Origin of the sequence: Erythrobacter sp. (assembly GCF_011765465.1) — a bacterium.
Classification (GTDB): domain Bacteria; phylum Pseudomonadota; class Alphaproteobacteria; order Sphingomonadales; family Sphingomonadaceae; genus Erythrobacter.
In genome coordinates this window covers 1,519,713-1,544,431 of sequence record NZ_CP050265.1, presented here as the reverse complement: position 1 = coordinate 1,544,431, position 24,719 = coordinate 1,519,713, and the positions used below count along the sequence as shown (strand labels likewise).

The following is a 24,719-nucleotide window of genomic DNA, read 5'->3' as shown; positions in this document are numbered from 1 at the left end:
TTTCTGGATGTACCTGATCGGCTTCGTGCTCCTTCTGGGGCCGCTGGTGACGGTGCACGAGCTCGGCCACTACCTCGTCGGACGCTTTTTCGGGGTCCATGCCGAGGCGTTCTCGGTCGGCTTCGGCAAGGAGATCGCGGGCTTCACCGACCGCCGCGGCACGCGCTGGCGGCTCTCGCTCCTGCCGCTGGGCGGCTATGTCCAGTTCAAGGGCGACATGAACCCGGCGAGCGTCCCCGATGCCGAACCGGACGACGCGGCGAGCGCGGAGGAAATGCGCGGTTCCTTCCAGCACGCCGCCCTGTGGAAGCGCGCGCTGATCGTCGCGGCGGGGCCGGTCACGAACCTTCTCGTCACCATCGCGATCTTCGCTTCGCTCTTCGCGATCTTCGGCAAGCCGGTGATCGACGGGGTCGAGGATTCGCGCATGGTCGCCGTGCTCTCCGAGCAATCGCCCGCGAGCGAGGCCGGGATCGAAGTCGGCGATGTCATCCTTGCGATCGATGGCGAGCCGATGGCCGATTTCGACGACATCAGGGCGGCCGTCGCGATCCACCCGGGCGAGCGCATGATCTTTACTGTCGAGCGCGGCGGCGAGCGGGTCGACATTCCCGTGCGCACCGCGCGCGAGAGTCGTACCGACCAGTTCGGCAATACTAGCGCGATCGGCTTCATCGGCGTCGGACGGCCGGCCGGCGGGCGCTACGTTTTCGAGCCCGTCGGCCCGCTCGAGACGATACCGATGGCGGCCGAGCAAACCTGGGACGCGCTCGGCATGATGCTGACGGGCATCAAGCAGGTCATCACCGGCGAACGCTCGATCAAGGAGCTTGGCGGGCCGGTCAAGATCGCGAAATATTCGGGCGAGCAGATGAGCCTCGGCATCGTGGCATTCGTCAATTTCGCCGCGTTGATCTCGCTTAATTTGGCATTCATCAACTTCTTGCCAATCCCCGCGCTCGATGGCGGGCACCTCGCCTTCTACGCCGCCGAAGCGATCTGCCGCAAACCGGTCGGGCCGCAGGCGACCGAATGGGCCTATCGCACGGGCATCTTCCTCGTGCTGGTGTTCATGGCGGTGGTGACGGTCAACGATGTCACGTCGCTGCCGATCTTCGGGCCGCTGTTCGGCAGCTGACGCAGGGGAAAGGTGTCGACACGGCGGCGCGGCCGGGCCCTCGCGGCTTGATTGCGGGCCGCGTTTGGGCCACAGGCGGGGCGCTTGAATTCGACCGGGTGGGGAGACCCGGACTTGTTTCCGACGCGCTCGCCCGGCGGGTGCGACAATGACGGGTTAGACGGGACTACAGACCTTGATGGATCGATCCACCCAGGCGGGCAGCAAGCCCGTTGCACACCGGGCTGTCGCGGCCGATGCGAAGCGCAAGGGCGCGCTCGGCGCGACCGGGCGGCTCGTGCTCGCCCTGACCTGCGGCTCGATGCTCGCCGGCGTGCCGTACGAAGTCCGCGCGCAGGACGAGGCAGCCCAGCCGGCTCCGACTCCCGCTCCCACTCCGACGCCGACGCCGACGCCTGAACCCGCGCCCGAGCCCAGCGCGAACATCATCCGCACGATCAGCGTCGCCGGGGCCGAACGGCTCGAGCCGACCACGATCCTGTCCTACATCCGCCTGCGGGTCGGGCAGGAATACACCTCGGTCGCGGCCGACCAGGCATTGAAGGATCTCGGCGCTACCGAGCTGTTCTCGAATTTCTCGATCCGCAACGACAATGGCAATGTCGTCATCACGGTCGAGGAAAACCCGGTCATCAATCGTATCGTGCTCGAAGGCAACGACCGGCTCGATGCGGAAAAGATTCTCCCCGAGATCAAGCTCGCCCCGCGCCAGATCTTCACCCGCTCCAAGGTCCGCGCGGACGTTGCGCGCATCATCGAACTCTACAAGCGCCAGGGCCGTTTCGCCGCCACGGTCGAGCCCAAGATGGTTCAGCTTCCGCAGAACCGCGTCGATGTCGTGTTCGAAATCAGCGAGGGGCCGAAATCCAAGGTCCGCCAGATCAACATCATCGGCAACGAGCAGTTCTCCGACGGCGAACTGCGCGGCGAGATGGTGACCAAGCAGTCGCGCTGGTTCCGGTTCTTCTCGTCCAACACCAGCTACGACCCCGACCGGCTCGCCTTCGACCAGCAGAAATTGAGGCAGTTCTACCTCACCGAAGGCTATGCCGATTTCCGCGTCGTCTCCGCCGTCGCCGAGCTGACGCCGGACCAGGAAGACTTCATCATCACCTACGTCGTCGAGGAAGGCGAGCGCTACAAGTTCGGCGACGTGAAGGTGGAAAGCCAGCTGCGCGATTTCGACAGCGAATCCATGAGCCAGCGCCTGCCCATGAAATCGGGCGACTGGTATGACGCCAAGGCGGTCGAGGACACGGTCGAGCAGCTGACCGAGCTTGCCGGCCGGTTCGGCTATGCCTTCGCCGACGTCCAGCCGCGCTTCGACCGCAACAAGGACGAGCTCGAGATGAACATCACGTTCATCCTGCGCGAGGCGCCGCGCGTCTATGTCGAGCGGGTCGACATCAACGGCAACACTCTGACTCAGGACAAGGTCATCCGCCGCGAATTCCGCCTGTCCGAAGGCGATGCGTTCAACTCGCTCGCCGTGCAGCGCACCACCGCGCGCATCAATTCGCTGGCCTATTTCCAGGAAAATTTCGAGGTCAATCAGGTCGAAGGCAGTGCCCCCGACCGGATCGTGCTCGAAGCCAACGTCGAGGAACAGCCGACCGGCGAATTGCAGTTCTCCGCGGGCTTTTCCTCGATCGAGCAGTTTATCCTCGCCGCCTCGATCCGCCAGCGCAATTTCCGCGGGCGCGGTCAGACCATCGGGCTGTCGGTCAATTATTCGCAGTTCTCGCGCTCGGCGCAGGTGAGCTTTACCGAGCCTTACGTCTTCGACCGCAACATCTCGGCCGGGATCGACATCTACCGTCGCGATTTCAACAGCTTCAACTTCCGCGGGCAGGACCGCAACACGACCTTCGAACAGGCGACGACGGGCTTTTCGATGCGGCTCGGCGTGCCGCTTACCGAATATATGTCGCTGGTCGGCAGCTACACGCTCAACTACGACGAGGTCAGCCTCGACGAGAACCTGTTCTTCTCCGACCTCGACGGCGACGGGGTGCGCGAATGCGACCCGCTGCTGGCCGGTCGCTTCCTGTGCGACGCGCTGGGCAACCGGCTGAGCTCGATCCTCGGGGTCAGCCTCAATTACAACTCGCTCAATTCGCGGATTCGCCCTTCGCGCGGGCGGCTCGTCACGCTCACTTCCGAATTCGCCGGGCTCGGGGGCGACGTTCGTTACATCCGCTTCCGCGGGCGCGCACAGCAGTTCTGGAACGTCGGCAACAGCGGCTTCATCTTCTCGCTGCTGGCCGAAGGCGGGACGATCATCCCGCTGCAGGATCGCGGCGGCCCGAACGTCGACGATGTGCTCCTGACCGACCGCTTTTTTCTCGGCGAGCCGCAGATCCGCGGTTTCGACATCCGCGGCGTGGGGCCGCGCATCCTGACGCAGCCCTACGTCACCGACGAGGACGGCAACCGCGTGCCCATCACCAACCGCCGCCAGGTCCGCGACGACGCGCTGGGCGGCCGCAACTACTACCTCGGCCGCGCCGAGCTCGAGATTCCGCTCGGCACCGGCGCGCGCGAGCTTGGCCTGAGGCCCTCGATCTGGGTCGATGTCGGCGCGCTGTGGGGCGTCGACGCGCCGGTGCTGCAGGACAATCCCAACGGCATCCAGTCGGTCGACGGGGACGGAAACCCGATCTTCATCGATCCCGACGGCAATCTCACGCTTGCACCGCAGCAGCCGGACGGCACGCCGAACAACCCGGCCATCCGGCCCAATTCCGCGATCCGCGAGGTCTTCCTCGGGGATTCCCCCAGCCCGCGCGTCACTGCCGGGATCGGGGTCAACTGGAACTCGCCATTCGGGCCGTTCCGCATCGACTTCGCCCAGACGATCCGCAAGGTCGAGGGCGACGACGACAAGACTTTCACGTTCAACGTAGGAACCCAGTTCTGATGAAACCGATTGTTACCCTTCTCGCTTCCGCCGGCCTTGCGCTCGGCTCGCTCGCCGCCGTGCCGGCCGCCGCCCAGGTCGAGGGCAAGATCGCCACCGCCGACCGCACCCGCACGATCATCGGGACGAGCGCTCTGCAGAATGCCTTCCAGCAGATCGAGACGACCTATTCGGCGCAGATCGAACAGATTCGCACCAAGCAGCAGCAGCGTCAGGACCTGCTCAAGCCGTTCGACAAGAACGGCGACAACGAGATCGACGATGCCGAATACGCGCAGTTCGAGGCGACCCCCCAATTCGCCACGCTGCAGACGCTCGACCAGGAACTGAACGCTCTGTCCAACCAGGTCGAACTGGCGCGGGTCTTCGTGGTCGAACAGATCGCGCAGCAATATCTCCCGGCGCTGCGCGAAGTCGTGCAGCAGCAGCAGATCGCGCTGGTGCTAAACCCGGGCGCGCTCGCCGTGCCGTCGCAGGAAGCCGACATCACGCAGGCGATCGTGACCTCGCTCAACACCAAGGTGCCCTCGGTCGGCGTGGTCCCGCCGCAGGGCTACCAGCCGAGCCGCGCGGGCGTGCAGCTGACCCAGGACATCGAGCAGACCCTGCAGGTCATCTCGCTCCTGCGCCAGCAGCAGGCGGCGCAGCAGCAGGGCCAGGGCCAGCAGCAGCCTGCCAACCCGCAGGCGCCGCAGGGCCGCTGAGCTTAAAGGGCAAGCGAGAGGCAGGCCATGAGCGAGACCGGCGACAACGCGGGCGGCGCAAACGCCCCGATCACCGACTATGACATCCACCGCATCCTCAAGGCCCTGCCGCATCGCTACCCGCTGCTGCTGGTCGACCGGGTGAAGGCGCTCCATCTCGGCGAGCGCATCCACGCGGTGAAGGCGGTGAGCATGAACGAGGAGTTCTTCCAGGGGCATTTCCCGGGCGCTCCGATCATGCCCGGCGTGCTCCAGATCGAGGCGCTGGCGCAGGCCGCGGCGGTGCTCGGGATCGAGACGCTGGAGCTCGCGGGCACGGGCAAGCTCGTCATCTTCATGGGCATCGACAGCGCCAAGTTCCGCGCGCCCGTGACGCCCGGCTGCCTGCTCGATCTCGAGGTCGAGTTCCTCCAGCAGCGCCGCACGATCTACAAGTTCAAGGGCCGCGCGAGCGTTGAAGGCAAGACCACCTGCGAGACCGAATTCACCGCGATGATCGCTGACCCGCCAGAGTGATTGGGCGCGCCCATCCGGGCGCGCGTCCTCGGTGCCGTTCCCTCCGCTCCGCTCCGGGGCACCTGCGGGCGGGCGCTTGCCCTTGCGGTCGCTGGCGCGACCGGGGGTGGTAAGGCCGGCCGACGGTTCGACATCTCCGGTTGCAATTTCGCGCGGGCACGTTAATGGGCGCGCTTTCCCCGCAACGGCGATCCCGGTCGGTACCGGGACCATGCTAGCAAGGACACAGGACATGAAGGCCGAAGGGCATCCCGACTATCACATGATCACGGTCAAGATGACCGATGGCACCGAATTCCAGACCCGCTCGACTTGGGGCAGCGAGGGCGACGTGCTCGCGCTTGAAATCGACCCCAAGACCCACCCGGCCTGGACCGGCGGTCGCCAGCAGGTCCAGGAAGGCGGCCGCGTCGCTGCCTTCAACAAGCGCTTCGGCGGGCTGACGCTCAAGAAGTGATGCGACAGCTGGGTCGCGCGCCAGCGCGGCCCTGCTCGCAGCGTCATCCCGGCAGAGATCGGGATCCCGTGCGATAATGCGCCGGCAAGAGGGCGGCCCCGCGAGGAGCCGCCCTTTTGCGTGCCCTCACGCCGCGCACTTGATGCAGCGAGTCGCGATCGGGCGCACCTCCAGCCGCTTGCGGTCGATCTCGGCCCCGCAATTCGAACAGGTCCCGTAGGTTCCGTTCTCGATCCGCACCAGTGCAAGCCGGATTTGCGCGATCTCGGCGCGCAGCACTTCGTCCACGCCTTCGAGCGCCTCGTCGTCGGCGAGGTCGATCGCCTGCTCTTCCCAGTCGTCGTCGAGCGGGTGGCGCAGATCGTCCTCGATCACTTCCGCCCGTTCGAGCAATTGGTCGAGCCGCGTCCGCAGCTGCTCGGCGATGTCGGCATATTGGCTCATGTCCATCCCCACTCCTTCTCCCGATACCACTTGGTTATGACGTATTTTACGCCTTTGCGCACCTTCATTCCGTGGTGGAGCGTGTTCGGGTTGACCCGCCCGTCGGGCCGGGCGTTGTTCCAGCACAAGAGCTTGCCCGGCTCGGGCTGGAAGGTCTTGCCGATCGCCTTGAACCGGGTCGCGCCGCCCGCCTCGACAGGGTTGAGGTAGATCATGAAGGTCCAGGTGCGCTGGCCCGCGACGGCGCAGAATTTCTCGTAGTCGGGGCCGCCGGGGGTGAAATAGTCGGTGTGCGGCTTGAACTCCTGACCCACGGCATAGCGCTGCCCCTGCACCGGTTCGCCGAATTTCGGGTCGATCCCGTTGAGGTCGAATAACAGAGCCTCGAGGTTGCGCACCGCCGACTCGCCGGGATCGAGGTCGCAGGTCTCGCTGGTGCGGAAATAGGCGTCCCCGTTGTCGTCCGCGATGGTCGAGGGGCGGCGGTCCTTGTCGATCAGCGCGATGAGCGCTTCGCACAGGTCCGGCGACAGAAAGTCGCGGTGCTGGAAAAGCTCGGCCTTGGGCGTCGGCAGGCGCTGCACGCGCGGATTGGCGGCGAGGCGCTCGGCAACGGACAGGGCAGAATCGGCTATCGCATCCATGACCTGCGAAGGATAGGTCGCGGCCGGGCCGAAACAAGGGCGTAATAATCTTGCGCGAAAGCCGTGATCCGGCAGTTTTCGCTTCCCATCAATGCGGCTTTGTGCAACAGGCTCGCGCCCGTTCATCGCGCTCTTGACCGGGCGCGCGCGCGGCTTAAAGCGCCCCTCCTTGCGCGGACTTGACGGCGGCCCGGGTGGCCGTGTCGGGGCGGGGCATATGGCGATCGTAGCTCAGCTGGTTAGAGCGCCGGTTTGTGGTACCGGAGGTCGCGGGTTCGAACCCCGTCGATCGCCCCATCATCCCCCCTTGCACGCTGACCCCGGTTTTCGCCGCGATTTTCCCTTCCGCGCGCAAGGTGAAGGCTTTTGCGTATGACCGCGTTCTGGACCCAGCCCGATTTCGATGCCCATGAAATGGTGCATTTCGTCCATGATCGCAAAAGCGGCCTCACCGCGATCATCGCGGTCCATTCCTCCCATCTCGGTCCCGGCGCGGGCGGCACGCGGTTCTGGCATTATGCCGATCCCGAAGCCGCCGTGCGCGACGCGCTGCGCCTGTCGCGGGGGATGAGCTACAAGAACGCCATGGCCGGCCTCCCGCTGGGCGGGGGCAAGGCGGTGATCCTCGCCGATGAAAACCGCACCAAGACGCCCGAAATGCTCGCCGCCTTCGGCGCTGCGATCGAGGGGCTGGGCGGGCAATATGTGACCGCCGAGGACGTCGGCATTTCCGAGGCCGACATGGTCGCGGTTTCCGAAAAGACCCAGCACGTCACCGGCCTGCCGGTGAGGGGCGAGGGCCTCGCGGGCGGCGATCCCGGCCCCTTCACCGCGATCGGCATCGCCAAGGGGATCGCGGCGGCGGTGCGTTACAAGCTGGGCGCGGACAGCATGGAAGGCGTCCACGTGGCGCTGCAGGGCACGGGCAGCGTCGGCGGCGGGGTCGCCCGCCTGCTGGCCGAACAGGGCGCGCGCCTGACGCTGGCCGATATCGATGCCGAAGGCGCCAAGGCGCTCGCCGACGAACTCGGTGCCGAGACGGTCGCGGCGGACGCGATAATGGCCACGCCCTGCGACGTGTTCAGCCCCAATGCGCTGGGCGCGATCCTCGATGCGGACAGCATCGCGAAGCTCGACACGAAGATCGTCGCGGGCGGGGCCAACAACCAGCTTGCCCGCGCCGAGCATGGCAAGACCCTGTTCGAGCGGGGCATCCTCTATGCCCCCGATTACGTCATCAACGCGGGCGGCATCATGTCGGTCGGGACCGAATATCTCGCGCGGCGCGACGGGCGCGTGGGCAAGGTGGAAGAGGTCCATGCCCTGCTCGACCAGATCCCCGGACGGCTCGAGGCGATCTGGAAGACGAGTGAGGAAACCGGCGAATCGCCCGATGTCGTCGCCGACCGCATGGCGCAGGAACTGATCGGGCGCGCCTGACCGGCGCCTGCCGAGGCTGCGCGCGGGCGCATCTTGTGCTATTGGCGCCTTTGCTGCAGGAGGTCTTGCGACTTTTGCAGCCTTGCGAGGGGGCGGGGCGTCACTACAAACATGCGAGGGATCATCTGACCGCATGCACATCTACGCCAACCCCAAGCGCTTTCTCGGCATAGCCAAGTGGCTGACGCCGCTCCTGTTCTGGAGCGGGCTCGCTCTTTCGGCGGCGGCGGTGGCGTGGGGGCTGTTCATGGTCCCGCCCGACCGGCTGATGGGCGAAAGCGTGCGCATCCTGTTCATCCATGTCCCCGCCGCGTGGCTCGGCATGGGGGGCTGGGCGGGGATCGCGATTTCCTCGGTCATGCTGCTGATCTGGAAGCACCCGCTCGCAGGCATTTCCGCGCGCGCGATCGCCGTTCCGGGCATGGTCTTTACCGCGATCTGCCTTGCCACCGGCTCGATCTGGGGCCGGCCGACCTGGGGGACGTGGTGGGTGTGGGACGGGCGGCTGACCTCGATGCTTGTCCTCCTGTTCCTTTATGCCGGCTATATCGCGCTGGTGCAGGCGACCACGCGCGAGGGCGGCTCGCCCCGGATCGCGGCGATTTTCGGGCTCGTCGGCGCGGTCAACATCCCGATCATCAACCGCAGCGTCGTGTGGTGGAACTCGCTCCACCAGCCGCCCAGCATCACCGCGGGCAAGAGCGCGATCGACGGCGTCTTCCTCGTGCCCCTGCTCGCCGCCGTGGTCGGCTTCTCGCTCTTGTTCGGCGCCATCGTGCTGATGCGGATGCGCGCCATCATCGCCGAGGCGCAGGTCGAAGCGCGGCTGAAGCGTCGGGCACTCGACGACGATCCGCCCCGCGCCGCCCCGTCGGGCGAACCCGCCATGGGGGGCGCCTGATGCGCGAGGCGCTCGAACACTGGGATTTCGTGATCGCGGCCTATGCGATCGGCGTCGGCGGGCTTGCGCTGCTCACCGCGTGGAGCTGGCGCACGATGCGCCGGGCCGAGGCGCGCCGCGAGGAACTGAGGAAGAAATGAACACCACCACCGGGCTCAAGGCCAAGCACCAGCGCATGGTCCTCGTCGTCATCGCGCTCGTCGCGATCATCGGCGCGGGGCTGCTCGCGGTGTGGGGGCTGAGGAACCAGGCGAATTATTTCTACCTCCCCGAACAGATGGCCGAAGCGCCGCCCGCGGTCGGGCAGGCGGTGCGGCTCGGCGGGATGGTGCAGCCGGGTTCGATCGAGACGATGGCCGACGGCGTGACCGTGCGTTTCGTCGTGACCGGCAACGAAGCGAGCACGATCCCCGTACGCTATTCCGGCATCCTGCCCGACCTGTTCGTCGAAGGATCGGGCGTGGTCGCCGAAGGCAGCCTGCAGGGGGACGGGACCTTCCTCGCCACCAACCTGCTCGCCAAGCATGACGAGAACTACGTGCCGCGCGAACTCGAAGGGCTCGAGGCGCACCAGAAGGCTGAAACCGTCGCCGAGACGACGGTCGGCATCGAACCGAGTTCTTGAGGAACGGAAGCCGACATGATCGCTGAACTCGGCCTTGCCGCCCTATGGCTCGCCGCTGCGCTCGCGGTGCTTCAGATGGTTTCGGGCGCGCTCGCGCTGCGCTCGGGAGAGGGCGAGGCCGCGCCGATGGCGCTCTACGCCCGCCCGGCCGCGATGGTGCAGGCCGCACTTGCCGTGCTGGCTTTCGGCCTGCTGCTTTACGCCTTTGCGGTCACCGACCTGTCGATAAAGCTGGTCGCGACCAATTCCCATTCGATGAAGCCCTTCGTCTACAAGCTGACGGGGACCTGGGGGAACCACGAGGGCTCGATGCTGCTGTGGGTCGCTGTGCTGGCGCTGTCGGGCGGGCTGCTCGCCGGGGCGGAAAAGCGCCTGCCGGAGCGGACCATGTCGGCAACGCTCGCGGTGCAGGGCTTCGTCGCATTGGGTTTCTACGCCTTCCTGCTGCTGTCCTCCAACCCGTTCGAACGCCTGCCCGTGCCCGCACCCGAAGGCTCCGGGCTCAACCCGCTGCTGCAGGACATCGGCCTCGCTATCCATCCGCCCACGCTCTACATCGGCTATGTCGGCCTGTCGGTCGCCTTCAGCCTCGCCATGGGCGCTCTCATCACCAAGCGCGTGACGCCCGAATTCGCGCGCGTCATGCGCCCCTGGGTGCTGGGGGCGTGGGTGTTCCTGACCTTCGGCATCACGGCGGGCTCCTACTGGGCCTATTACGAGCTGGGCTGGGGCGGCTGGTGGTTCTGGGACCCGGTCGAGAACGCGTCGCTGATGCCGTGGCTCGCGGCGACCGCGCTGCTCCATTCGGTGAGCGTGCTGGCCGCGCGCGATGCGCTGAGGACTTGGACGATCATGCTCGGCGTGCTCGCCTTTTCCATGTCGATGCTCGGCACCTTCCTCGTGCGTTCGGGCGTGCTCACCAGCGTCCATGCGTTCGCGGTGGACCCGGAGCGCGGCACGTTCATCCTCGTCCTGCTCGGGCTTTATATCGGCGGGGCGCTCGGCCTCTTCGCGTGGCGGGCGAGCTCCATTGCCGAGGGCAAGCGTTTCACCGCGACCAGCCGCGAGGGCGCGCTGGTGTTCAACAACGTGATGCTTTCCGCGATCCTCGCGATCGTGCTGCTGGGCACGCTCTACCCGCTCCTGACCGAGGCGTTCGACGTGCGCGTTTCCGTCGGTCCGCCCTATTTCAACCCGGCCAGCGCGATCTTCGCGATCCCGATGTTCCTCGTCATGGCGGTCGGCCCGCTGCTGCGCTGGAAGGACGACAAGCCCGCCCGCATCCAGTTCGAACTCTCCCTGCTGGCCGCGATTCTCATTTCGGCGATCTCGCTTATCGCGATCCTCGGCGATTATCCGGTCCTCCCGGTGCTGGGTCTCGCGCTTGCCCTGATGCTCGGCGTGGCGGCTTTCCTGCCGCTGCGCGGGCGCAAGCTGTCGCGCGTGCCGGTCGCGGTGTGGGGCATGGTGCTCGCCCATTTCGGAGTCGCGGTCGCGCTGTTCGGCATGGCGAGCGAGAGCGCCTTCACCGAGGAACGCCTCGCCGCGGTCGCGCAAGGGCAGAGCGTCGAGGTCGGCGGGTTCGACGTGACGCTCGAGAATGTCGCGCCGGTCGCAGGGCCGAACTGGACCGCGATCGAAGCGCGCCTTGCCGTCAGCCGTGACGGTGGAGAGCCGATCATCATCGCTCCGCAGGCGCGCAATTTCTGGTCGCCCCCGCAGGCCACCAGCGAAAGCGCGCTCGTCACCCGCTGGAACGGCCAGCTTTACGCCGTGATCGGGGACGAGGCGGGGGTCGATGCGGCGGGAAATCCGCGCTGGCAGCTGCGCCTTTGGTGGAAGCCCTTCGTCACCTTCATCTGGTACGGCGGCCTGCTGATTGCGCTGGGCGGCATCCTGTCGATCGCGGGCCGTGTGCAGGTCGATCTCAAGCGCCGCACCGCCGCCCGGCTCGGCGATGAGAGGCGCGAAGACCTGCGCGCGCTCGGCGCCGGTCCCAATGCGCCCCCTGCCGCCCCGGAGCCCGCCGAATGAAGCGCCTCGCCTATATCGTGCCGCTGGCGATCTTCCTGTTCCTTGCCGGCCTGTTCGCCTTCCAGCTGACCCAGCCCAAGGACCAGTTCGTCAAGAGCACCATGATCGGCAAGCCCCTGCCCGACTTCGCGCTCGACCCCGCGGCACCGGGGCTTGCCGGGGCTTCGCGGGAGGATTTCACGCGCGGCGAGGCCAAGCTGCTCAACATCTGGGCGAGCTGGTGCGTGCCGTGCATCGCCGAAGCGCCGCAGCTTGAGACGCTGGCCGAGGAAGGCGTCGATATCGTCGGCATCGCGATCCGCGACCGGCCCGAGGATGTCGCGCGCTTCCTCGAACGCTACGGCAATCCCTACAGCCGGGTCGGGGCGGATGCGATTTCCGAGGTCCAGCTCGAAATCGGCTCTTCGGGCGTGCCGGAGACTTTCGTGATCGATGGCGAGGGCGTGATCCGATACCAGCATATCGGCGACATCCGCGCCTCCGACGTGCCGAAACTGCTCGAGGAACTGGAGAAGGCATCGTGATGCGTCTCCTCGCCCTCATGCTGGCGCTGCTGTTGCCGTTCGCGGCACAGTCCCAGCAGGCCATGCCGCCCGCGCCCTATGCCTATACCCAGCTCGCGGACCCGGAACTCGAAGCCGAAGCGCGCGATCTGATGCTGACCCTGCGCTGCCTCAAGTGCCAGTCCCAGTCGATCGCCGATTCCGACGCGCCGATGGCGGGCGATATGCGCCACCAGGTTCGCAGCCGCCTGCTTGCCGGAGAGGAGCCGGATGAGATCCGCGCCTGGCTGGTCGAACGCTACGGCGACTATGTCAGCTATTCGCCCGAGGTTTCGAGCACGACCTGGCCGCTCTTCGCCATCCCCGTGGTGCTGCTCCTGCTGGTCGGGGGCGTGCTGCTGCGGCGGCTCGGCCGCAGGCGGTCGGACGGGGAAGGGGAGGCGGCATGATCGGCGGCTGGCTCGCCGTGCTGGCGCTCGCTTTCGCCGCCTTCGCGCTGGCGGCTTTCCTGCTGCGCCTCCCGCGTGAAGGCTTCGCCGTGTTCGGCGCGGCTCTGCTGTTCGGCCTTGCGGGATACGGGTTGCAGGGCTCGCCCGGCCAGCCCGCCTCGCCGACCGAGCGCTTTGCCGATCCTTCCGCGAACGGCGAGGAGATGGTCGAGGCGCGCCGCTCGCTGTTCAACCCCAACCGGCCCAAGCCCGACTATCTCACGATTTCCGACGGCTTCGCCCGCAATGGCCGGTTCGAGGAAGCGGCCGGCCTGCTGCGCAAGGGGCTGTCCGACAATCCCGGCCATCTCGAGGGCTGGCTCGCACTCGGCATGGCGCTGACGGGCCATGCGGATGGGCAGGTCACCCCGGCGGCGGCCTATGCCTATGGCAAGGCGCGCGCGCTCGACCCGCAGAGCCCGGCGGCGGACTATTTCCTCGGCTTTTCCTATCTGCAGTCCGGGCAGGTCCGCGCCGCGCGCGAGACATGGGCGGGCCTCGTCGCGCGTTCGCCCGAGGACGCGCCGTGGGTTCCCGAACTGACCCAGCGCATCGCCGAGCTCGACCGGATGATCGCCAATGCCCCGATGCTGCGCTGAAAGGGGCGGCGGGCGGCGCTTGTTGCAGGCGCGAAGAGGCGGTGCTAATCGGCGCTCCGCCGGCGTCGTGAAGGCACGCCTGGCAGGATTGGAGTCGGGCTCAGCGCGCGGCTTCAGGGCAGTACCGGCAATTCGGGAAATCCGAGAAGCATGAGCGAAACAGCAGCGCCCGCCCACACGCCGCCATCCGGCGGCCACTCGCACAGCGCGTCGAAAACGGCGCTTGCGGTCGGGGCGATCGGCATCGTCTTCGGCGATATCGGGACGAGCCCGCTCTATGCCTTCCGCGAGACTTTCGCCGGGCCGCACCCGCTCGCGCTCGACGATGCCCACGTGCTCGGCGTCATCAGCCTTATCTTCTGGTCGATGACGCTGGTCGTCGCAATCCAGTACGTCACCATCCTGATGCGCGCCGACAACAAGGGGCAGGGCGGGAGCCTCGCGCTGGTTGCGCTGATCAGCCGCAGCCTGTCGAAGTCGCGCTATGGCTGGATCGCGGTCCTGCTGGGCGTCTTCGCGACGAGCCTGTTCTACGGCGATTCGATGATCACGCCGGCGATCTCGGTCCTCTCCGCGGTCGAGGGCCTGACCGTGGTAGACGAGGGGCTTGAGCAGTTCGTCATCCCGATCGCGCTCGCGCTGCTGGTCTTCCTGTTCGTCCTGCAGAAACGCGGCACGGCCAAGGTCGGCGCGCTCTTCGCGCCCGTCATGATCGTCTATTTCACCGTGATCGCCGCGCTGGGATCGTGGCAGATCATCCAGACGCCGGCGATCCTGTGGGCGCTCAATCCCTATCACGCGATCAATTTCTTCGTTCTCGACGGCTGGCTCGCCTTCCTCGCGCTGGGCAGCGTCGTGCTGGCGGTGACGGGTTCGGAAGCGCTCTATTCCGACATGGGCCATTTCGGGCGCGGGCCGATGCGCCTGTCGTGGTTCGGCTTCGTCATGCCGTGCCTGCTGCTCAACTATTTCGGGCAGGGCGCGATGGTCATGGGCCTGCCCGATGCCGAGGCGGCGGCGGCGATCCAGAGCCCGTTCTTCTTCCTCGCCAACGAGGAATGGCGCCTGCCGCTGGTCTTCCTCGCGACGGTCGCGACCTTCATCGCCAGCCAGGCGGTGATCTCGGGCGCGTTCTCGATCACCCACCAGGCGATCCAGATGGGCTTCATCCCGCGCCTCAACATCCGCCACACGTCCGAAACCGAGGGCGGGCAGATCTACATCCCGGCGGTCAACTGGGCGCTCATGGTGGCGGTCGTCATCCTCGTCCTCACCTTCCAGAATTCGTCCAACCTCGCCAATGCCTACGGCATCGCTGTGACCGGCGCGGTGACGATCGACACCCTGCTGATGGCGGTCCTGTTCGTCAGCGTGTGGAAGTGGAAGTGGTGGTACGCCGCACCGGTCGTGATCCTGTTCCTGATCGTCGACGGGGCCTATTTCGCAGCCAACCTCACCAAGGTGTCCGAAGGCGGGTGGTTCCCGCTCGCGGTCGGCTTCGTGGCCTTCACCCTGCTCACCACCTGGGCGCGCGGGCGCAAGCTGATGCGCGAACGGATGAGCGAGGTCGCGCTGCCGATGGAGATCTTCGCCAAGTCGGCCAAGAATTCCGCGCTGCGCGTTCCCGGCACGGCGATCTTCATGGCCTCGAGCACGGCGGGCGTGCCGTCCGCGTTGCTCCACAACATCAAGCACAACAAGGTGCTGCACGAACGCGTCGTCATCCTTACCGTGGACATCGCCGACGTGCCCTATGTCGATCCCGACACGCGCTGCGAATTCACCGACATGGGCGACGGCTTCTACCGCGCGGTGCTCCACTACGGCTTCATGGAGGAAACCGACGTGCCGGTGGGCCTCAAGGGGATGGAGCGCTGCGGCGGCGCGTTCGACATGATGCAGACGAGCTTCTTCCTCTCGCGGCAGACCCTGCTGCCGTCGGAAAAGCCGGCCATGCCGATCTGGCGGGAAAAGATCTTCGCCTGGATGCTGCGCAATTCGGCGAGCGCGATGGACTTCTTCAAGCTGCCGACGAACCGCGTCGTCGAACTGGGCAGCCAGGTCGAGATCTGACGGCGCACCCTCGCGCGATCCTGAAACCCGCCCCCTCGTTCGCGCGTTTCATTATCCATGGAACCGGGCACTTTCTCTCCCGAACACATCTCGTGGACCGAGGCGGCGCTGCGCATGGGTTGTGCGATCGTGCTGCCGCTGGTGATCGGGCTCGAACGCTTCATCCGGAAAAAGCCGATCGATTTCCGCCCCTTCGTCATCATCTCCGTGGCGGCCTGCGGCCTGTCGATCGCCTCGCTCGAACTTGTGCACAAGACTTTCGACGAACAGCTCGTCGTCGATCCCACGCGAACCTTCGAGGGCGTCGTCACCGGCATCGGTTTTCTCGGGGCGGGCGCGATGTTCCGCGAGAAGAACTTCGTGCAAGGGGCAGGCTCGGCCGCAGCGATCTGGGGCGCGGGGGCGATCGGGATCGTGTGCGGGATCGGCTCGCTCTGGCTGGCGGGGCTGATCGCGCTGCCGATCTTCGCCGTGCTGGTGCTGAGCGGCCCCTTTATCGGGCGCTACGATCCCTCGAACGGGGACCACGATCGGGAAGCTGACGACTAGTCGCTCACCCCCCGGTCGGCGGCTCGTCCTTGAGCACCTCGTCGGCATCGTCGATGGACAGCCCGTGCTTCATCAGCATCGGGATATTGGCGAAGGTGAACAGGAAAGTGAGCGGCAGGAACACCCACAGCTTCGCCCACAGCCAGCCTTCGAAATCCATCGTCGCCACCAGCACCTCGTTGAGCCCGGCGAGCAGCAGGAAGAAGAACCCCCAGTTGCGCGAAAGCTTCAGCCAGCCTTCGTCGGACAGCCCCTCGAAAGCGGCTTCGAGCAGGATTTTCAGCAACGCGCGCCCCGCCAGCCAGCCGCCGATCAGGGCGACGCCGAAGACGGCGTAGATGATCGTGGGTTTGAGCTGGATGAACTTCTCGTCCTGGAACCAGATGGTGAGCGCGCCGAAGCCGACGATCAGCGCGGTCGAGAACCACAGCATCGGCGAGACCTTGCCGAGCAGGAATTTCGAAACAAGCAGCGCGACCACGGCGGCGACCATGAAGGCGCCCGTGCCGTAGACGATCGCGATGATGTCGCCGAGGCCCGGCTCTTCGGGCGCGGACAGGCGATAGACCGCGAGGAACACCACCAGCGGCCCGTAATCGACCGCGACGTTGAGCCAGCCCGAGCCTGCCTTCTTCTCTCCGGCCATCACGCCACCCCCGCGATGACGCGCGCGACGAGGTCGGGGTCGAAGGGGCGCAGGTCCTCCATCTTCTCGCCCACGCCGATCGCGTGGATGGGAAGCCCGTATTGCTCGGCCGCGGCAACCAGCACGCCGCCGCGCGCGGTGCCGTCCAATTTGGTCATGATGAGGCCGGTCACGCCCGCCACCTCCTTGAACACATCGATCTGCGACAATGCATTCTGCCCGTTGGTCGCATCGAGCACCAGCACCACGTCGTGCGGGGCTTCGGGGTTGAGGCGGCCGAGCACGCGGCGGATCTTCGCCAGTTCGTCCATCAGCTCGCGCTTGTTCTGGAGGCGGCCTGCGGTGTCGACGATCAGCGCGTCGATGCCGGTGTCGGTCGCCTGTTTCACCGCGTCGTAGACGATGCTCGCCGGATCGCCGCCTTCGGGCCCCTTGACGATGTCGACCCCGGCGCGCTCCGCCCAGGTCGCGAGCTGGCCGATGGCGGCGGCGCGGAAGGTGTCGCCCGCGGCCAGCAGCACGCCGTAATCGTCCTCCATGAAGAGGTGCGCGAGCTTGGCGATGGTCGTCGTCTTGCCGCTGCCGTTGACCCCGATCACGAGAATCACCTGCGGGCGCGGAAAGGCGGTGATTTCGAGCGGTTTCGCAACGGGGCGCAGGATTTCGGCGATTTCGGCGGCGACCGCTTCCTTCAGCTCGGCCTGCGTGATCGTGTCGCCGAAGCGCCTCTCGGCGAGCTTCGCTCGGATGCGCCCGGCGGCGGCGGGGCCGAGGTCGGAGACGATCAGCGCGTCCTCGATGTCGTCGAGCGTCCCCTCGTCGAGCCTGCCGCCCGCAGCGAGCCCGGTGAGATTGGTCGCGAGCCGGTCGGAGGTCTTGCGAAAGCCGCCGAGCAGCCGCTCGCTCCAGCTTGCTCTCGCGTCGGTTTCCCCATTGCTCATCGCAGCATTCCTTGTTCGATTGCGGACGCCGTGACCGGCACGATTGCGCCCGGCGCGGTGCCTTCGGGCAGCTTCACCCGGGCGTAGTTGGGGGCATAGCCCGTGCCGTCACGCTCGGCGAGGACGGGGAGGGTTTCGCCCACAAGGCTTTCCAGCCAGGCCTCGCGGCGGCGGGCGACGGCGGCGCGCAATTCGACGGCGCGGGCCTTGATCGTCGTGCGCGCGTGCTGCGGCATCCGGGCGGCGGGTGTGCCGTCGCGCGGGGAGAAGGGGAAGACGTGGCCGTGGACGATGTCCGCTTCCTCGATGATCGACAGGTTGTCCGCGTGGTGCGCGTGCGTTTCGGTCGGGAAGCCCGCGATGAGGTCCGCGCCCACCGCGATTTCCGGCCGCCGCGCCTTCAGCCGGGCGACGAGGTCCACCGCGTCGGCCCTGCTGTGCCGCCGTTTCATGCGCTTGAGGATCAGGTCCGCGCCGTGCTGGAGCGAGAGGTGGACGTGCGGCATCACCCGCTGCTCGCCCGCCAGAAGCTCGAACAGCACCTCGTCTATTTCCACCCCGTCGAGAGAGGAAAGCCTAACCCTCCTTAGTTCGCGAAATTCATTCAGGGTGGCCTCGATCAGTGCACCGAGACGGGGCGAGTTGGAAATATCCTGTCCCCAGCTTGTCAGATCGACACCGGTGAAGACAATTTCCTTAGCCCCCGCAAGAATATGTCCTTCAACCGCGCGCAGCACCTCGGGGATGATCAGCGAGCGGCTCTTCCCGCGCCCTGCGGGGATCGAGCAGAAGGTGCACGAATGGTCGCATCCGTTCTGCACCCCGATGAAGGCGCGGGTGCGGCGCGGCGGCGGCGGCGCTTCGGCAAGCGGCGCGTTCCAGCTTCGCGCATCGAGCTTCGCCGCATTGGCCACGATCCCGTCGACTTCGGGCATGGCGGCGATTTCGTCGCGCTCGGTCTCCGCCGCACAGCCGGTCACAACCAGCCGCGCATCGGGCCTCTCGCGCCGGGCGCGGCGGATCGCCTGGCGGGTGTTTCGCACCGCCTCGTTCGTGACCGAGCAGGAATTGACGATGACGAGGTCTTCGCCCTCACCCAGCATCGCGCGGATCGCCTCGCTTTCCGCGATGTTGAGGCGGCAGCCCAATGAGATAACCTCGGGCGAGAGGATTTCCGGCCCCTTCACGCGAAATCGTCCCATTCGAACGTTCCGCTGAACACGGGCGCGGCCGGGCCGGTCATGCGGATCTGCTGCCCCGCGGCCCATTCGATCGTGAGCGGACCGCCGCGCTGGAGCACGCGCACGCGCGGACCCGCAAGCCCCTTGCGGATCGCCGCGACGGCGGTGGCGCAGGCGCCGGTCCCGCAGGCATGGGTCAGCCCCGCGCCGCGCTCCCACACGCGCAGCACGAATTCATCCGGCCCCATGGCGCTCGCGACATTGACGTTGACGCGTTCGGGAAACAGCGGGTCGTTCTCGATTCTAGGACCCAGTTCGGCAAGGTCGACCGCCAGCGCATCCTCCACGAAGAACACCACGTGCGGATTGCCGATATTGACCGCCATCGGGTTTTCGAGCGCGCCGTCTTCCGTCGGCCAGCCGACCGGCATCGCGCTCGTGTCCATCGCATAGGCGAGCGGGATCGCCTCCCAGTCGAAGCGCGGCTCGCCCATCAGCACGCTCGCGCCCTTGTCGCCCGGCTCGACCGCGATCAGCCCGCCCGCCGTTTCGACCCTTGCAGGCGCTCCGTGAAGCAGGGCGACCGCGCGCGACGCGTTGCCGCAGGCCTCGACCTCGCTGCCGTCGGAATTGAAGATCCGCATCCGGAAATCGCCCCCCGAAGCGGGATTTGCGGACGGCTCGAGCACGATCACCTGGTCGCAGCCGATCCCTTCGCGCCGGTCGGCGAGCGCGCGCGCCACCGCGCCGGTCATCGCCGGAAGCGGGCTTTCGCGGCCATCGAGCACGACGAAATCATTGCCGAGCCCGTGCATCTTGGTGAAGGGAATGCGCATCGCTTTGCGCATCTATGCACGGGGCGGGGCTACGTCCAGTGGAGAGCGCCCGGCAGGAGAGCGGTGGATCAGCGCCCGGCGCGGCGCGGCAGGATCGGCCCGCCGTCGAGCGCGGTCCCGCCGGGGTGTGTGCCGCTTGCCCCCTTGTCGCCCGCCTTCATGCCGCCGGCCTCGGCCTCTTGCGCCGCAGCCGCCGCGCGCCCGGCAAGCGCCTTGAGATCGGGCAGGTCCACCGGGATCGTCGGCGTCTCGCGCCTGCCCGCCAGCCGCCCGGCAAGGCCGAGCCGTTCGCGCACCTGCTCGGCGGTTTCGGGGCGGCCGTAGAGATAGCCCTGGCCGTTGAATTCGCCCATCTTCTTCAGCGCGGCGAGGATGTCCTCGCGTTCGATCCCCTCGGCGGTGATCGGCATTTCCAGACCCCGCCCCAAGGAGACGATCGCATCGACGATGCGGCTCTTGCCCCCGTTCTCGGTAAGATCCTTGATGAAGGAACGGTCGATCTTCAGCCGGTCGAAGGGAAGCGAGCGGAGCTGTTCGAGGCTCGAATAGCCGGTCCCGAAATCGTCGAGGCTGACCTTGACCCCCTGATTGCGCAGGCTGGTGATCATGGTCCGCACGAGGCCGATATTCTCGTGCAGGCAGGATTCGGTGATTTCGATTTCCAGCCGGTGCGCGGGGAAATTGTATTCGACGAGGAGCTTGAGCAGCTTCTGCGCGAACCACGGGTCGCGCAGCTGGAGCGGGGAGATGTTGATCGACAGCGTCAGCGCCTCGTCCCAGTCGCGCGCATCGGTGAACGCCTGGCGCATGAGCTGTTCGGACATCTCGCCGATCACGCCGATTTCCTCGGCCACGGGGATGAAGATTTCCGGGCTGACGAGGCCGAGAGTGGGCGAGCGCCAGCGCGCGAGCATTTCGAATCCGACGAGCTCGCCCGTTTCGAGATCGACCTGCTGTTCGTAGAAGGGCACGAATTCGCCCTTGGTCAGGCCGCGGCGGATGCCGGTTTCGAGCTCGTTGCGGAACCGCAGCTCGTTTTCCATGCTCGGCTCGAACCAGAAAAAGCGGTTCTTGCCCTGCTTCTTGGCCTGGTACATCGCGATGTCGGCGCGGTGGAGCAGGGTATCTCCGGTCGCGGTGAGCGGCTCCCCGCCTTCCGGGCAATGGTCGCTCGCAAGGCCGACCGACATCGTCACCTCGAGCGTCACCCCGTCGAGCCGGAATGGCAGGGCGAGCCCTTCGAACAGGCGGATGGCGAGATCGTCGATGCGTTCGCGCCGGGCCGGGTCATAGGGCGTGACGAAAGCGAATTCGTCCCCGCCGAGCCGGGCGAAACGGGCGCTCTTGGGCAGGACGTCGCGCATCCGTTCGGCGAACTGGACGAGCACCTCGTCGCCCGCCTTGTGGCCGTGCATATCGTTGACCTGCTTGAAATTGTCGAGGTCGATCATGCCGTAGGCGACCGCCTGCCCGCGGCTTTCGGCGCGCAGGCGGAGCGCTTCGGTGACTTCGCCCATGCTGCGGCGGTTGAGGCACCCGGTGAGCGGGTCGCGCTCGGCCAGCTCGCGCGCCTGAGCCTCGGCCCGGCGGCGTTCGTGGATTTCCTGGGTTAGCTCGCGGTAGCGGCGCCAGGCGAAGACGATCAGCGCGATGTTGAGCAGCAGCGCGGTGACAAGCAGTGGGTCGGCCCCGCCGCCGACGCCCATCAGCGCCCAGAAGGTGTCGGGCACGACCACCCCGCCGGTGGCGATGAACAGCAGGATCGCCGCGGTCGCGATGCCGAGTGCTACGATGTCGCGTTGCGCGCGTTCCTCGGGCGCACGGGTCTCTGGTGAAGTGATTGGTCCTTGCGATGCGGTCATGCCGGTTGCTTCTCGTGCGCCCCTGTTCTGCCGGACTGGCCGGAGCCGGGCCGGAACCTCGCCTTTATGCGGGCGGGAGGCTAAAGATCGCGTTAATTCGCGCCCCCTTGCCTCGTTGCGGCGGGCTCTGGCAGAGGGACGCGGGCGGCGTCCTGCCGCCGGGTTTGTGCCCGACACCTTTTCGACCGAGGGAGAGCTTCATGGCGCAACAGGCGCGCAGGTACTGGCTGATGAAATCCGAGCCGTTCAAATACAGCTGGGACGATCTCGTCGCGGAGGGCGAGGGCGTGTGGGACGGGGTGCGCAACCACCGGGCGAAGAACAACCTCGCGGCGATGGAAGTGGGGGACGAGGCGTTCTTCTACCACTCGCGCGAGGGGCTGGAGATCGTCGGCATCTGCGAGGTGACGGTCGCCGGGATCACCGATCCGACCGACGAGACGGGCAAGTGGGCCGCGGTCAAGGTCCGCGCGAAGGAGAAGTTCGAGCATCCCGTGACGCTCAAGCAGATCAAGGCCGACCCGCGCCTTGCGGAGTGCGAACTGGTGCGCCTCTCGCGCCTGTCGGTGGCCGAGATCACGCCTCAGGAATGGGAGATCATCCGCGAAATGGCGAAGGGGCCGCAAGGGTGAGAGAGGCTTGAGGGGGCCCCTGCGGGGGGCTGGTTGGAGTTGGCTTGGGGCCACCGTCGCGGCTTCGCCACGGCTCGGCGCGCTGGGCGAGGCGTTGCGGAACGGATTGCGCCTGCGGTCCATTGATCGGGTGAAAGGCCAGTAATTTCATTGGCTTGACCACATCAATGGAGGACGCACAATGGGTGAACTCACCGATAAAGTGAAAGGCAATGTCAACGAAGCGGCCGGCAAGGCCAAGCAGGAATCGAACGACCCGGAAACCCGCGCCGAAGGGCGCGAGGACGAGGCCAAGGGCAAGGCCCAGCAGGCCAAGGGCGAGGTCAAGGGCAGGATGGGCAACGACGTCTGAGCCTGACGCCGCTTGAAGACACGAAAGGGCCGCTCCCGCACGCCGGGGGCGGCCCTTTTCGCATCAGCGGTTGCGCAGGCCGCTCACCGTCGCCCCGCTCGCGGCGAGCTGCTCGACATCGATCACCGCATGGATGAGGCGCAGGCCGTCGCGGTCCTTCGCTTCGGCGAAGGCGGCGGCGAATTCGTCGGTCGTCTCCGCGCGCGCGGCCCATGCGCCATAGGCTTCGGCGAGCTTGGCGAAATCGGGATTGGCGAGGCGTGTGGCCGAGACGCGGCCGGGATATTCGCGCTCCTGGTGCATCCGGATCGTGCCGTAGGCGCCGTTGTCGACCACCACCACTAGGAGGTTCGCGCCGGCCTGCGCGGCGGTGGCGAGTTCCTGTCCGTTCATCAGGAAATCCCCGTCGCCCGCGACCGCGACCACCGGGCGGCCCGGAAAGCGCAGCGCCGCGGCCACGCCCGCAGGCACACCGTAGCCCATCGCGCCGCAGGTCGGAGCAAGCTGCGCGGGGTATCCCTCGTAGCGCCAGTAGCGGTGGAACCACCCGGCGAAATTGCCCGCGCCGTTGCACAGGATCGTCTCGTGCGGCAGCCCGGCGCGCATCAGCGTCACGCAGGCTCCCATGTCGAGCGCGGGCGCGCCCGGCTTCGCCTCGTGCGTCGCCCATTCGCGCCATTCGCGGTTCGCCTGCGCGCCCGCATCGAAGGGGATGATGCTCGCATCCTCCCAAAGCGCGGCGCTCTCCGCGAATTCGTCCATGGCGCAGCACAGGGCAAGGTCGGTGCGATAGACCCGGCCCAGTTCCTCCGGATCGGGATGGACGTGGATGAGCACCTGCCCGGGATGCTCGGGCGAAGGCACGGTGTAGCTCTCGGTCGTCGCCTCGCCCAGCCGCGCGCCGACCGCGAGGATCAGGTCGGCGTTCCGCACCCGCTCGACCAGCTTGGGGTTGGGGCCATAGCCCAGCGAGCCCGCATAGACCGGCGAGGAGGCGGGGATCGCGTCCTGCCGGCGAAAGGCGGTCGCGACCGGAAGCCCGATCCGCTCGGCGAAGGACTGGAAGCAATGCCGCGCCTTGCGGTTCCAGCCCGCCCCGCCGACGATCGCGATGGGGGAGGCCGCATCGGCCAGAAGCCCGACCAGCGCCTGCATCGCGTCGGGACAGGCGGCCTGCGTCGGGCGCTCGACGCGCGGGCGAGGCGCGATGGCGGCACTTACCTCGTCGCACAGCATATCCTCGGGGAGCGCCAGCACGACCGGGCCGGGCCTCCCGGAAATCGCCACCGAAAAGGCGCGCGCGACATATTCGGGGATGCGCGCGGGATCGTCGATCCGCGCGGCCCACTTGGCAATCGGCGCGAAGAAGGCGGGGAAATCGACTTCCTGAAAGCCTTCGCGCCCCTGCATTCCGCGCGCCACGTCGCCGACGAACAGCACCATGGGCTGCGAATCCTGATGCGCGACATGGACGCCGATGCTGGCATTGGTCGCGCCGGGGCCGCGGGTGACGAAAGCGATCCCGGGCCGCCCGGTCAGCGCCCCGTCGGCTGCGGCCATGAAAGCCGCCCCGCCTTCCTGGCGGCAGGTGACGGTCTCGATCGCGCCGGCGCCCCCATAGTTGCCGCCCCGTTCATCGGCGTGCAGCGCGTCGAGCACGGCGAGAAAGCTCTCCCCCGGCACGGTGAAGATGCGGTCCGTGCCCTGCTGGGCAAGGCATTCGACCAGCAGGTCGGCGGCGCGTTTCGTCGTCTCGGCCATTCGTGTCCCTCTCCTTTTGCCCCCTCTGCCCCCACTTCGCCAGCCGCGCTTAGCCCGCCCGCCCGCGCCCCGCAATCGCACCCGCCGCTCCCGCCGCACGGGTGGCTGTCCCGCCGTGCGACAGGTGCGGCAGAGGGGTGTGACAAGGCGTTAAGAAAGTCTTAACTCTTCGCTCCATGGCATACGCGAGTCTCACGGCCGACCTCGTTCGCGTCCCCCGGCGCGGGGAGCGCGCGCGGGGGGCGGAAACGGGGCGCGAGCGCCGGGCGCTGGTCCTGACCGACGAGGGCGCGCGCCACCCCTATCGCTCGACCCTGCCGCCGCACCTGCGCGCCGACCTCATCGACATTCCGGCCGAAAGGCTGTGGGATCTCACCCGCGATGACGTGCGCGGTTTCGCCAGCACCTATGTCACGGTGACGGCGGCGGTGCTGGCTTTCATCCTGTGAGCGGCTAACCCGCGAGTCCTAACC

26 protein-coding genes and 1 tRNA gene are annotated in these 24,719 nt (G+C 67.2%); 19 read left to right on the top strand and 8 right to left on the bottom strand.

The annotated features are described in order from the left end of the window. Nucleotides 1-7 precede the first annotated feature (7 nt). The 5 genes from rseP to rpmE all read left to right on the top strand — a co-directional run bounded on the left by rseP (nt 8) and on the right by rpmE (nt 5,735). Entirely contained in the window at nt 8-1,138 is a 1,131-nt protein-coding gene (rseP, locus tag G9473_RS07360; RefSeq protein ID WP_291138306.1) for an RIP metalloprotease RseP, read from the top strand. A gap of 178 nt (nt 1,139-1,316) precedes the next feature. Beyond that, nucleotides 1,317-4,058 carry an outer membrane protein assembly factor BamA gene (bamA, locus tag G9473_RS07355; RefSeq protein ID WP_291137863.1) on the top strand — a complete coding sequence of 914 codons (2,742 nt, stop codon included), beginning with the start codon at nt 1,317-1,319 and terminating at the stop codon, nt 4,056-4,058. Then, nucleotides 4,058-4,762: an OmpH family outer membrane protein gene (locus G9473_RS07350; protein WP_291137860.1), complete on the top strand. Its 705-nt coding sequence runs from the start codon at nt 4,058-4,060 to the stop codon at nt 4,760-4,762. Before bamA ends, G9473_RS07350 begins: the two co-directional genes overlap by 1 nt. Nucleotides 4,763-4,789: 27 nt before the next feature. Next, on the top strand, nt 4,790-5,278 hold the full coding sequence (gene fabZ / locus G9473_RS07345; protein ID WP_291137857.1) for a 3-hydroxyacyl-ACP dehydratase FabZ: 489 nt from the start codon (nt 4,790-4,792) through the stop codon (nt 5,276-5,278). Between the two features lie 232 nt (nt 5,279-5,510). Further along, on the top strand, nt 5,511-5,735 hold the full coding sequence (rpmE, locus tag G9473_RS07340; protein ID WP_291137854.1) for a 50S ribosomal protein L31: 225 nt from the start codon (nt 5,511-5,513) through the stop codon (nt 5,733-5,735). 126 nt (nt 5,736-5,861) lie between these two features. Here rpmE and G9473_RS07335 read toward each other — a convergent pair whose 3' ends face one another. Further along, nucleotides 5,862-6,179 carry a TraR/DksA family transcriptional regulator gene (locus tag G9473_RS07335; RefSeq protein ID WP_291137852.1) on the bottom strand — a complete coding sequence of 106 codons (318 nt, stop codon included), beginning with the start codon at nt 6,177-6,179 and terminating at the stop codon, nt 5,862-5,864. Continuing rightward, the gene (locus G9473_RS07330; RefSeq protein ID WP_291137849.1) at nt 6,176-6,823 is read right to left on the bottom strand and encodes a 2OG-Fe(II) oxygenase; all 648 of its coding nucleotides are present in this window, start codon (nt 6,821-6,823) and stop codon (nt 6,176-6,178) included. The genes G9473_RS07335 and G9473_RS07330 overlap by 4 nt, the downstream gene beginning before the upstream one ends. A 220-nt stretch (nt 6,824-7,043) precedes the next feature. Between G9473_RS07330 and G9473_RS07325 the strand changes: the two genes are divergently transcribed. From G9473_RS07325 to G9473_RS07275, 11 genes are all read left to right on the top strand, one after another. Next, a tRNA-His gene (locus G9473_RS07325) sits at nt 7,044-7,120 on the top strand. Between the two features lie 75 nt (nt 7,121-7,195). Beyond that, nucleotides 7,196-8,263, top strand: coding sequence for a Glu/Leu/Phe/Val dehydrogenase dimerization domain-containing protein (locus G9473_RS07320; RefSeq protein ID WP_291137845.1), 1,068 nt, complete (start codon nt 7,196-7,198; stop codon nt 8,261-8,263). A 133-nt stretch (nt 8,264-8,396) separates the two neighbouring features. Then, nucleotides 8,397-9,164, top strand: a complete 768-nt coding sequence (gene ccmC / locus G9473_RS07315) for a heme ABC transporter permease CcmC (RefSeq protein ID WP_291137842.1) — start codon at nt 8,397-8,399, stop codon at nt 9,162-9,164. Continuing rightward, nucleotides 9,164-9,304 (top strand): hypothetical protein, encoded by a 141-nt coding sequence (locus tag G9473_RS07310; protein ID WP_291137839.1) that lies wholly within the window; start codon nt 9,164-9,166, stop codon nt 9,302-9,304. The genes ccmC and G9473_RS07310 overlap by 1 nt, the downstream gene beginning before the upstream one ends. Beyond that, complete coding sequence (gene ccmE / locus G9473_RS07305; protein ID WP_291137836.1) at nt 9,301-9,789, top strand: cytochrome c maturation protein CcmE; 489 nt, start codon at nt 9,301-9,303, stop codon at nt 9,787-9,789. The genes G9473_RS07310 and ccmE overlap by 4 nt, the downstream gene beginning before the upstream one ends. A gap of 15 nt (nt 9,790-9,804) precedes the next feature. Further along, nucleotides 9,805-11,823, top strand: coding sequence for a heme lyase CcmF/NrfE family subunit (locus G9473_RS07300; RefSeq protein WP_291137833.1), 2,019 nt, complete (start codon nt 9,805-9,807; stop codon nt 11,821-11,823). Then, nucleotides 11,820-12,347: a DsbE family thiol:disulfide interchange protein gene (locus G9473_RS07295; RefSeq protein ID WP_291137830.1), complete on the top strand. Its 528-nt coding sequence runs from the start codon at nt 11,820-11,822 to the stop codon at nt 12,345-12,347. Before G9473_RS07300 ends, G9473_RS07295 begins: the two co-directional genes overlap by 4 nt. Further along, entirely contained in the window at nt 12,347-12,775 is a 429-nt protein-coding gene (locus G9473_RS07290) for a cytochrome c-type biogenesis protein (RefSeq protein ID WP_291137827.1), read from the top strand. Before G9473_RS07295 ends, G9473_RS07290 begins: the two co-directional genes overlap by 1 nt. After that, nucleotides 12,772-13,413, top strand: a complete 642-nt coding sequence (locus tag G9473_RS07285) for a tetratricopeptide repeat protein (RefSeq protein WP_291137824.1) — start codon at nt 12,772-12,774, stop codon at nt 13,411-13,413. The genes G9473_RS07290 and G9473_RS07285 overlap by 4 nt, the downstream gene beginning before the upstream one ends. Before the next feature lie 150 nt (nt 13,414-13,563). Continuing rightward, on the top strand, nt 13,564-15,486 hold the full coding sequence (locus tag G9473_RS07280) for a potassium transporter Kup (protein ID WP_291137821.1): 1,923 nt from the start codon (nt 13,564-13,566) through the stop codon (nt 15,484-15,486). 57 nt (nt 15,487-15,543) lie between these two features. Then, nucleotides 15,544-16,035, top strand: coding sequence for an MgtC/SapB family protein (locus tag G9473_RS07275; RefSeq protein WP_291137818.1), 492 nt, complete (start codon nt 15,544-15,546; stop codon nt 16,033-16,035). A gap of 4 nt (nt 16,036-16,039) precedes the next feature. Here the strand turns inward: G9473_RS07275 and G9473_RS07270 are convergent, their stop codons facing one another. The 5 genes from G9473_RS07270 to G9473_RS07250 all read right to left on the bottom strand — a co-directional run bounded on the left by G9473_RS07270 (nt 16,040) and on the right by G9473_RS07250 (nt 21,501). After that, the gene (locus G9473_RS07270) at nt 16,040-16,681 is read right to left on the bottom strand and encodes an inner membrane-spanning protein YciB (protein WP_291137815.1); all 642 of its coding nucleotides are present in this window, start codon (nt 16,679-16,681) and stop codon (nt 16,040-16,042) included. Further along, on the bottom strand, nt 16,681-17,622 hold the full coding sequence (ftsY, locus tag G9473_RS07265; RefSeq protein ID WP_291137811.1) for a signal recognition particle-docking protein FtsY: 942 nt from the start codon (nt 17,620-17,622) through the stop codon (nt 16,681-16,683). The genes G9473_RS07270 and ftsY overlap by 1 nt, the downstream gene beginning before the upstream one ends. Then, nucleotides 17,619-18,824 carry a MiaB/RimO family radical SAM methylthiotransferase gene (locus G9473_RS07260; protein WP_291137808.1) on the bottom strand — a complete coding sequence of 402 codons (1,206 nt, stop codon included), beginning with the start codon at nt 18,822-18,824 and terminating at the stop codon, nt 17,619-17,621. The genes ftsY and G9473_RS07260 overlap by 4 nt, the downstream gene beginning before the upstream one ends. Then, nucleotides 18,806-19,639: a diaminopimelate epimerase gene (gene dapF / locus G9473_RS07255; RefSeq protein WP_291137805.1), complete on the bottom strand. Its 834-nt coding sequence runs from the start codon at nt 19,637-19,639 to the stop codon at nt 18,806-18,808. Before dapF ends, G9473_RS07260 begins: the two co-directional genes overlap by 19 nt. Before the next feature lie 68 nt (nt 19,640-19,707). Beyond that, entirely contained in the window at nt 19,708-21,501 is a 1,794-nt protein-coding gene (locus G9473_RS07250) for an EAL domain-containing protein (protein ID WP_291137802.1), read from the bottom strand. 200 nt (nt 21,502-21,701) lie between these two features. Between G9473_RS07250 and G9473_RS07245 the strand changes: the two genes are divergently transcribed. Together G9473_RS07245 and G9473_RS07240 are read left to right on the top strand one after the other, a co-directional pair. Next, nucleotides 21,702-22,133 carry an EVE domain-containing protein gene (locus tag G9473_RS07245; RefSeq protein WP_291137800.1) on the top strand — a complete coding sequence of 144 codons (432 nt, stop codon included), beginning with the start codon at nt 21,702-21,704 and terminating at the stop codon, nt 22,131-22,133. Between the two features lie 181 nt (nt 22,134-22,314). Continuing rightward, entirely contained in the window at nt 22,315-22,485 is a 171-nt protein-coding gene (locus tag G9473_RS07240; RefSeq protein ID WP_291137797.1) for a CsbD family protein, read from the top strand. Nucleotides 22,486-22,548: 63 nt separating this feature from the next. Here the strand turns inward: G9473_RS07240 and G9473_RS07235 are convergent, their stop codons facing one another. Continuing rightward, nucleotides 22,549-24,246 carry a thiamine pyrophosphate-dependent enzyme gene (locus G9473_RS07235; protein ID WP_291137794.1) on the bottom strand — a complete coding sequence of 566 codons (1,698 nt, stop codon included), beginning with the start codon at nt 24,244-24,246 and terminating at the stop codon, nt 22,549-22,551. Nucleotides 24,247-24,422: 176 nt separating this feature from the next. On the opposite strand from G9473_RS07235, the gene G9473_RS07230 reads away from it, so the two are divergent. After that, nucleotides 24,423-24,695, top strand: a complete 273-nt coding sequence (locus G9473_RS07230; protein ID WP_291137791.1) for a hypothetical protein — start codon at nt 24,423-24,425, stop codon at nt 24,693-24,695. Nucleotides 24,696-24,719: the final 24 nt, after the last annotated feature.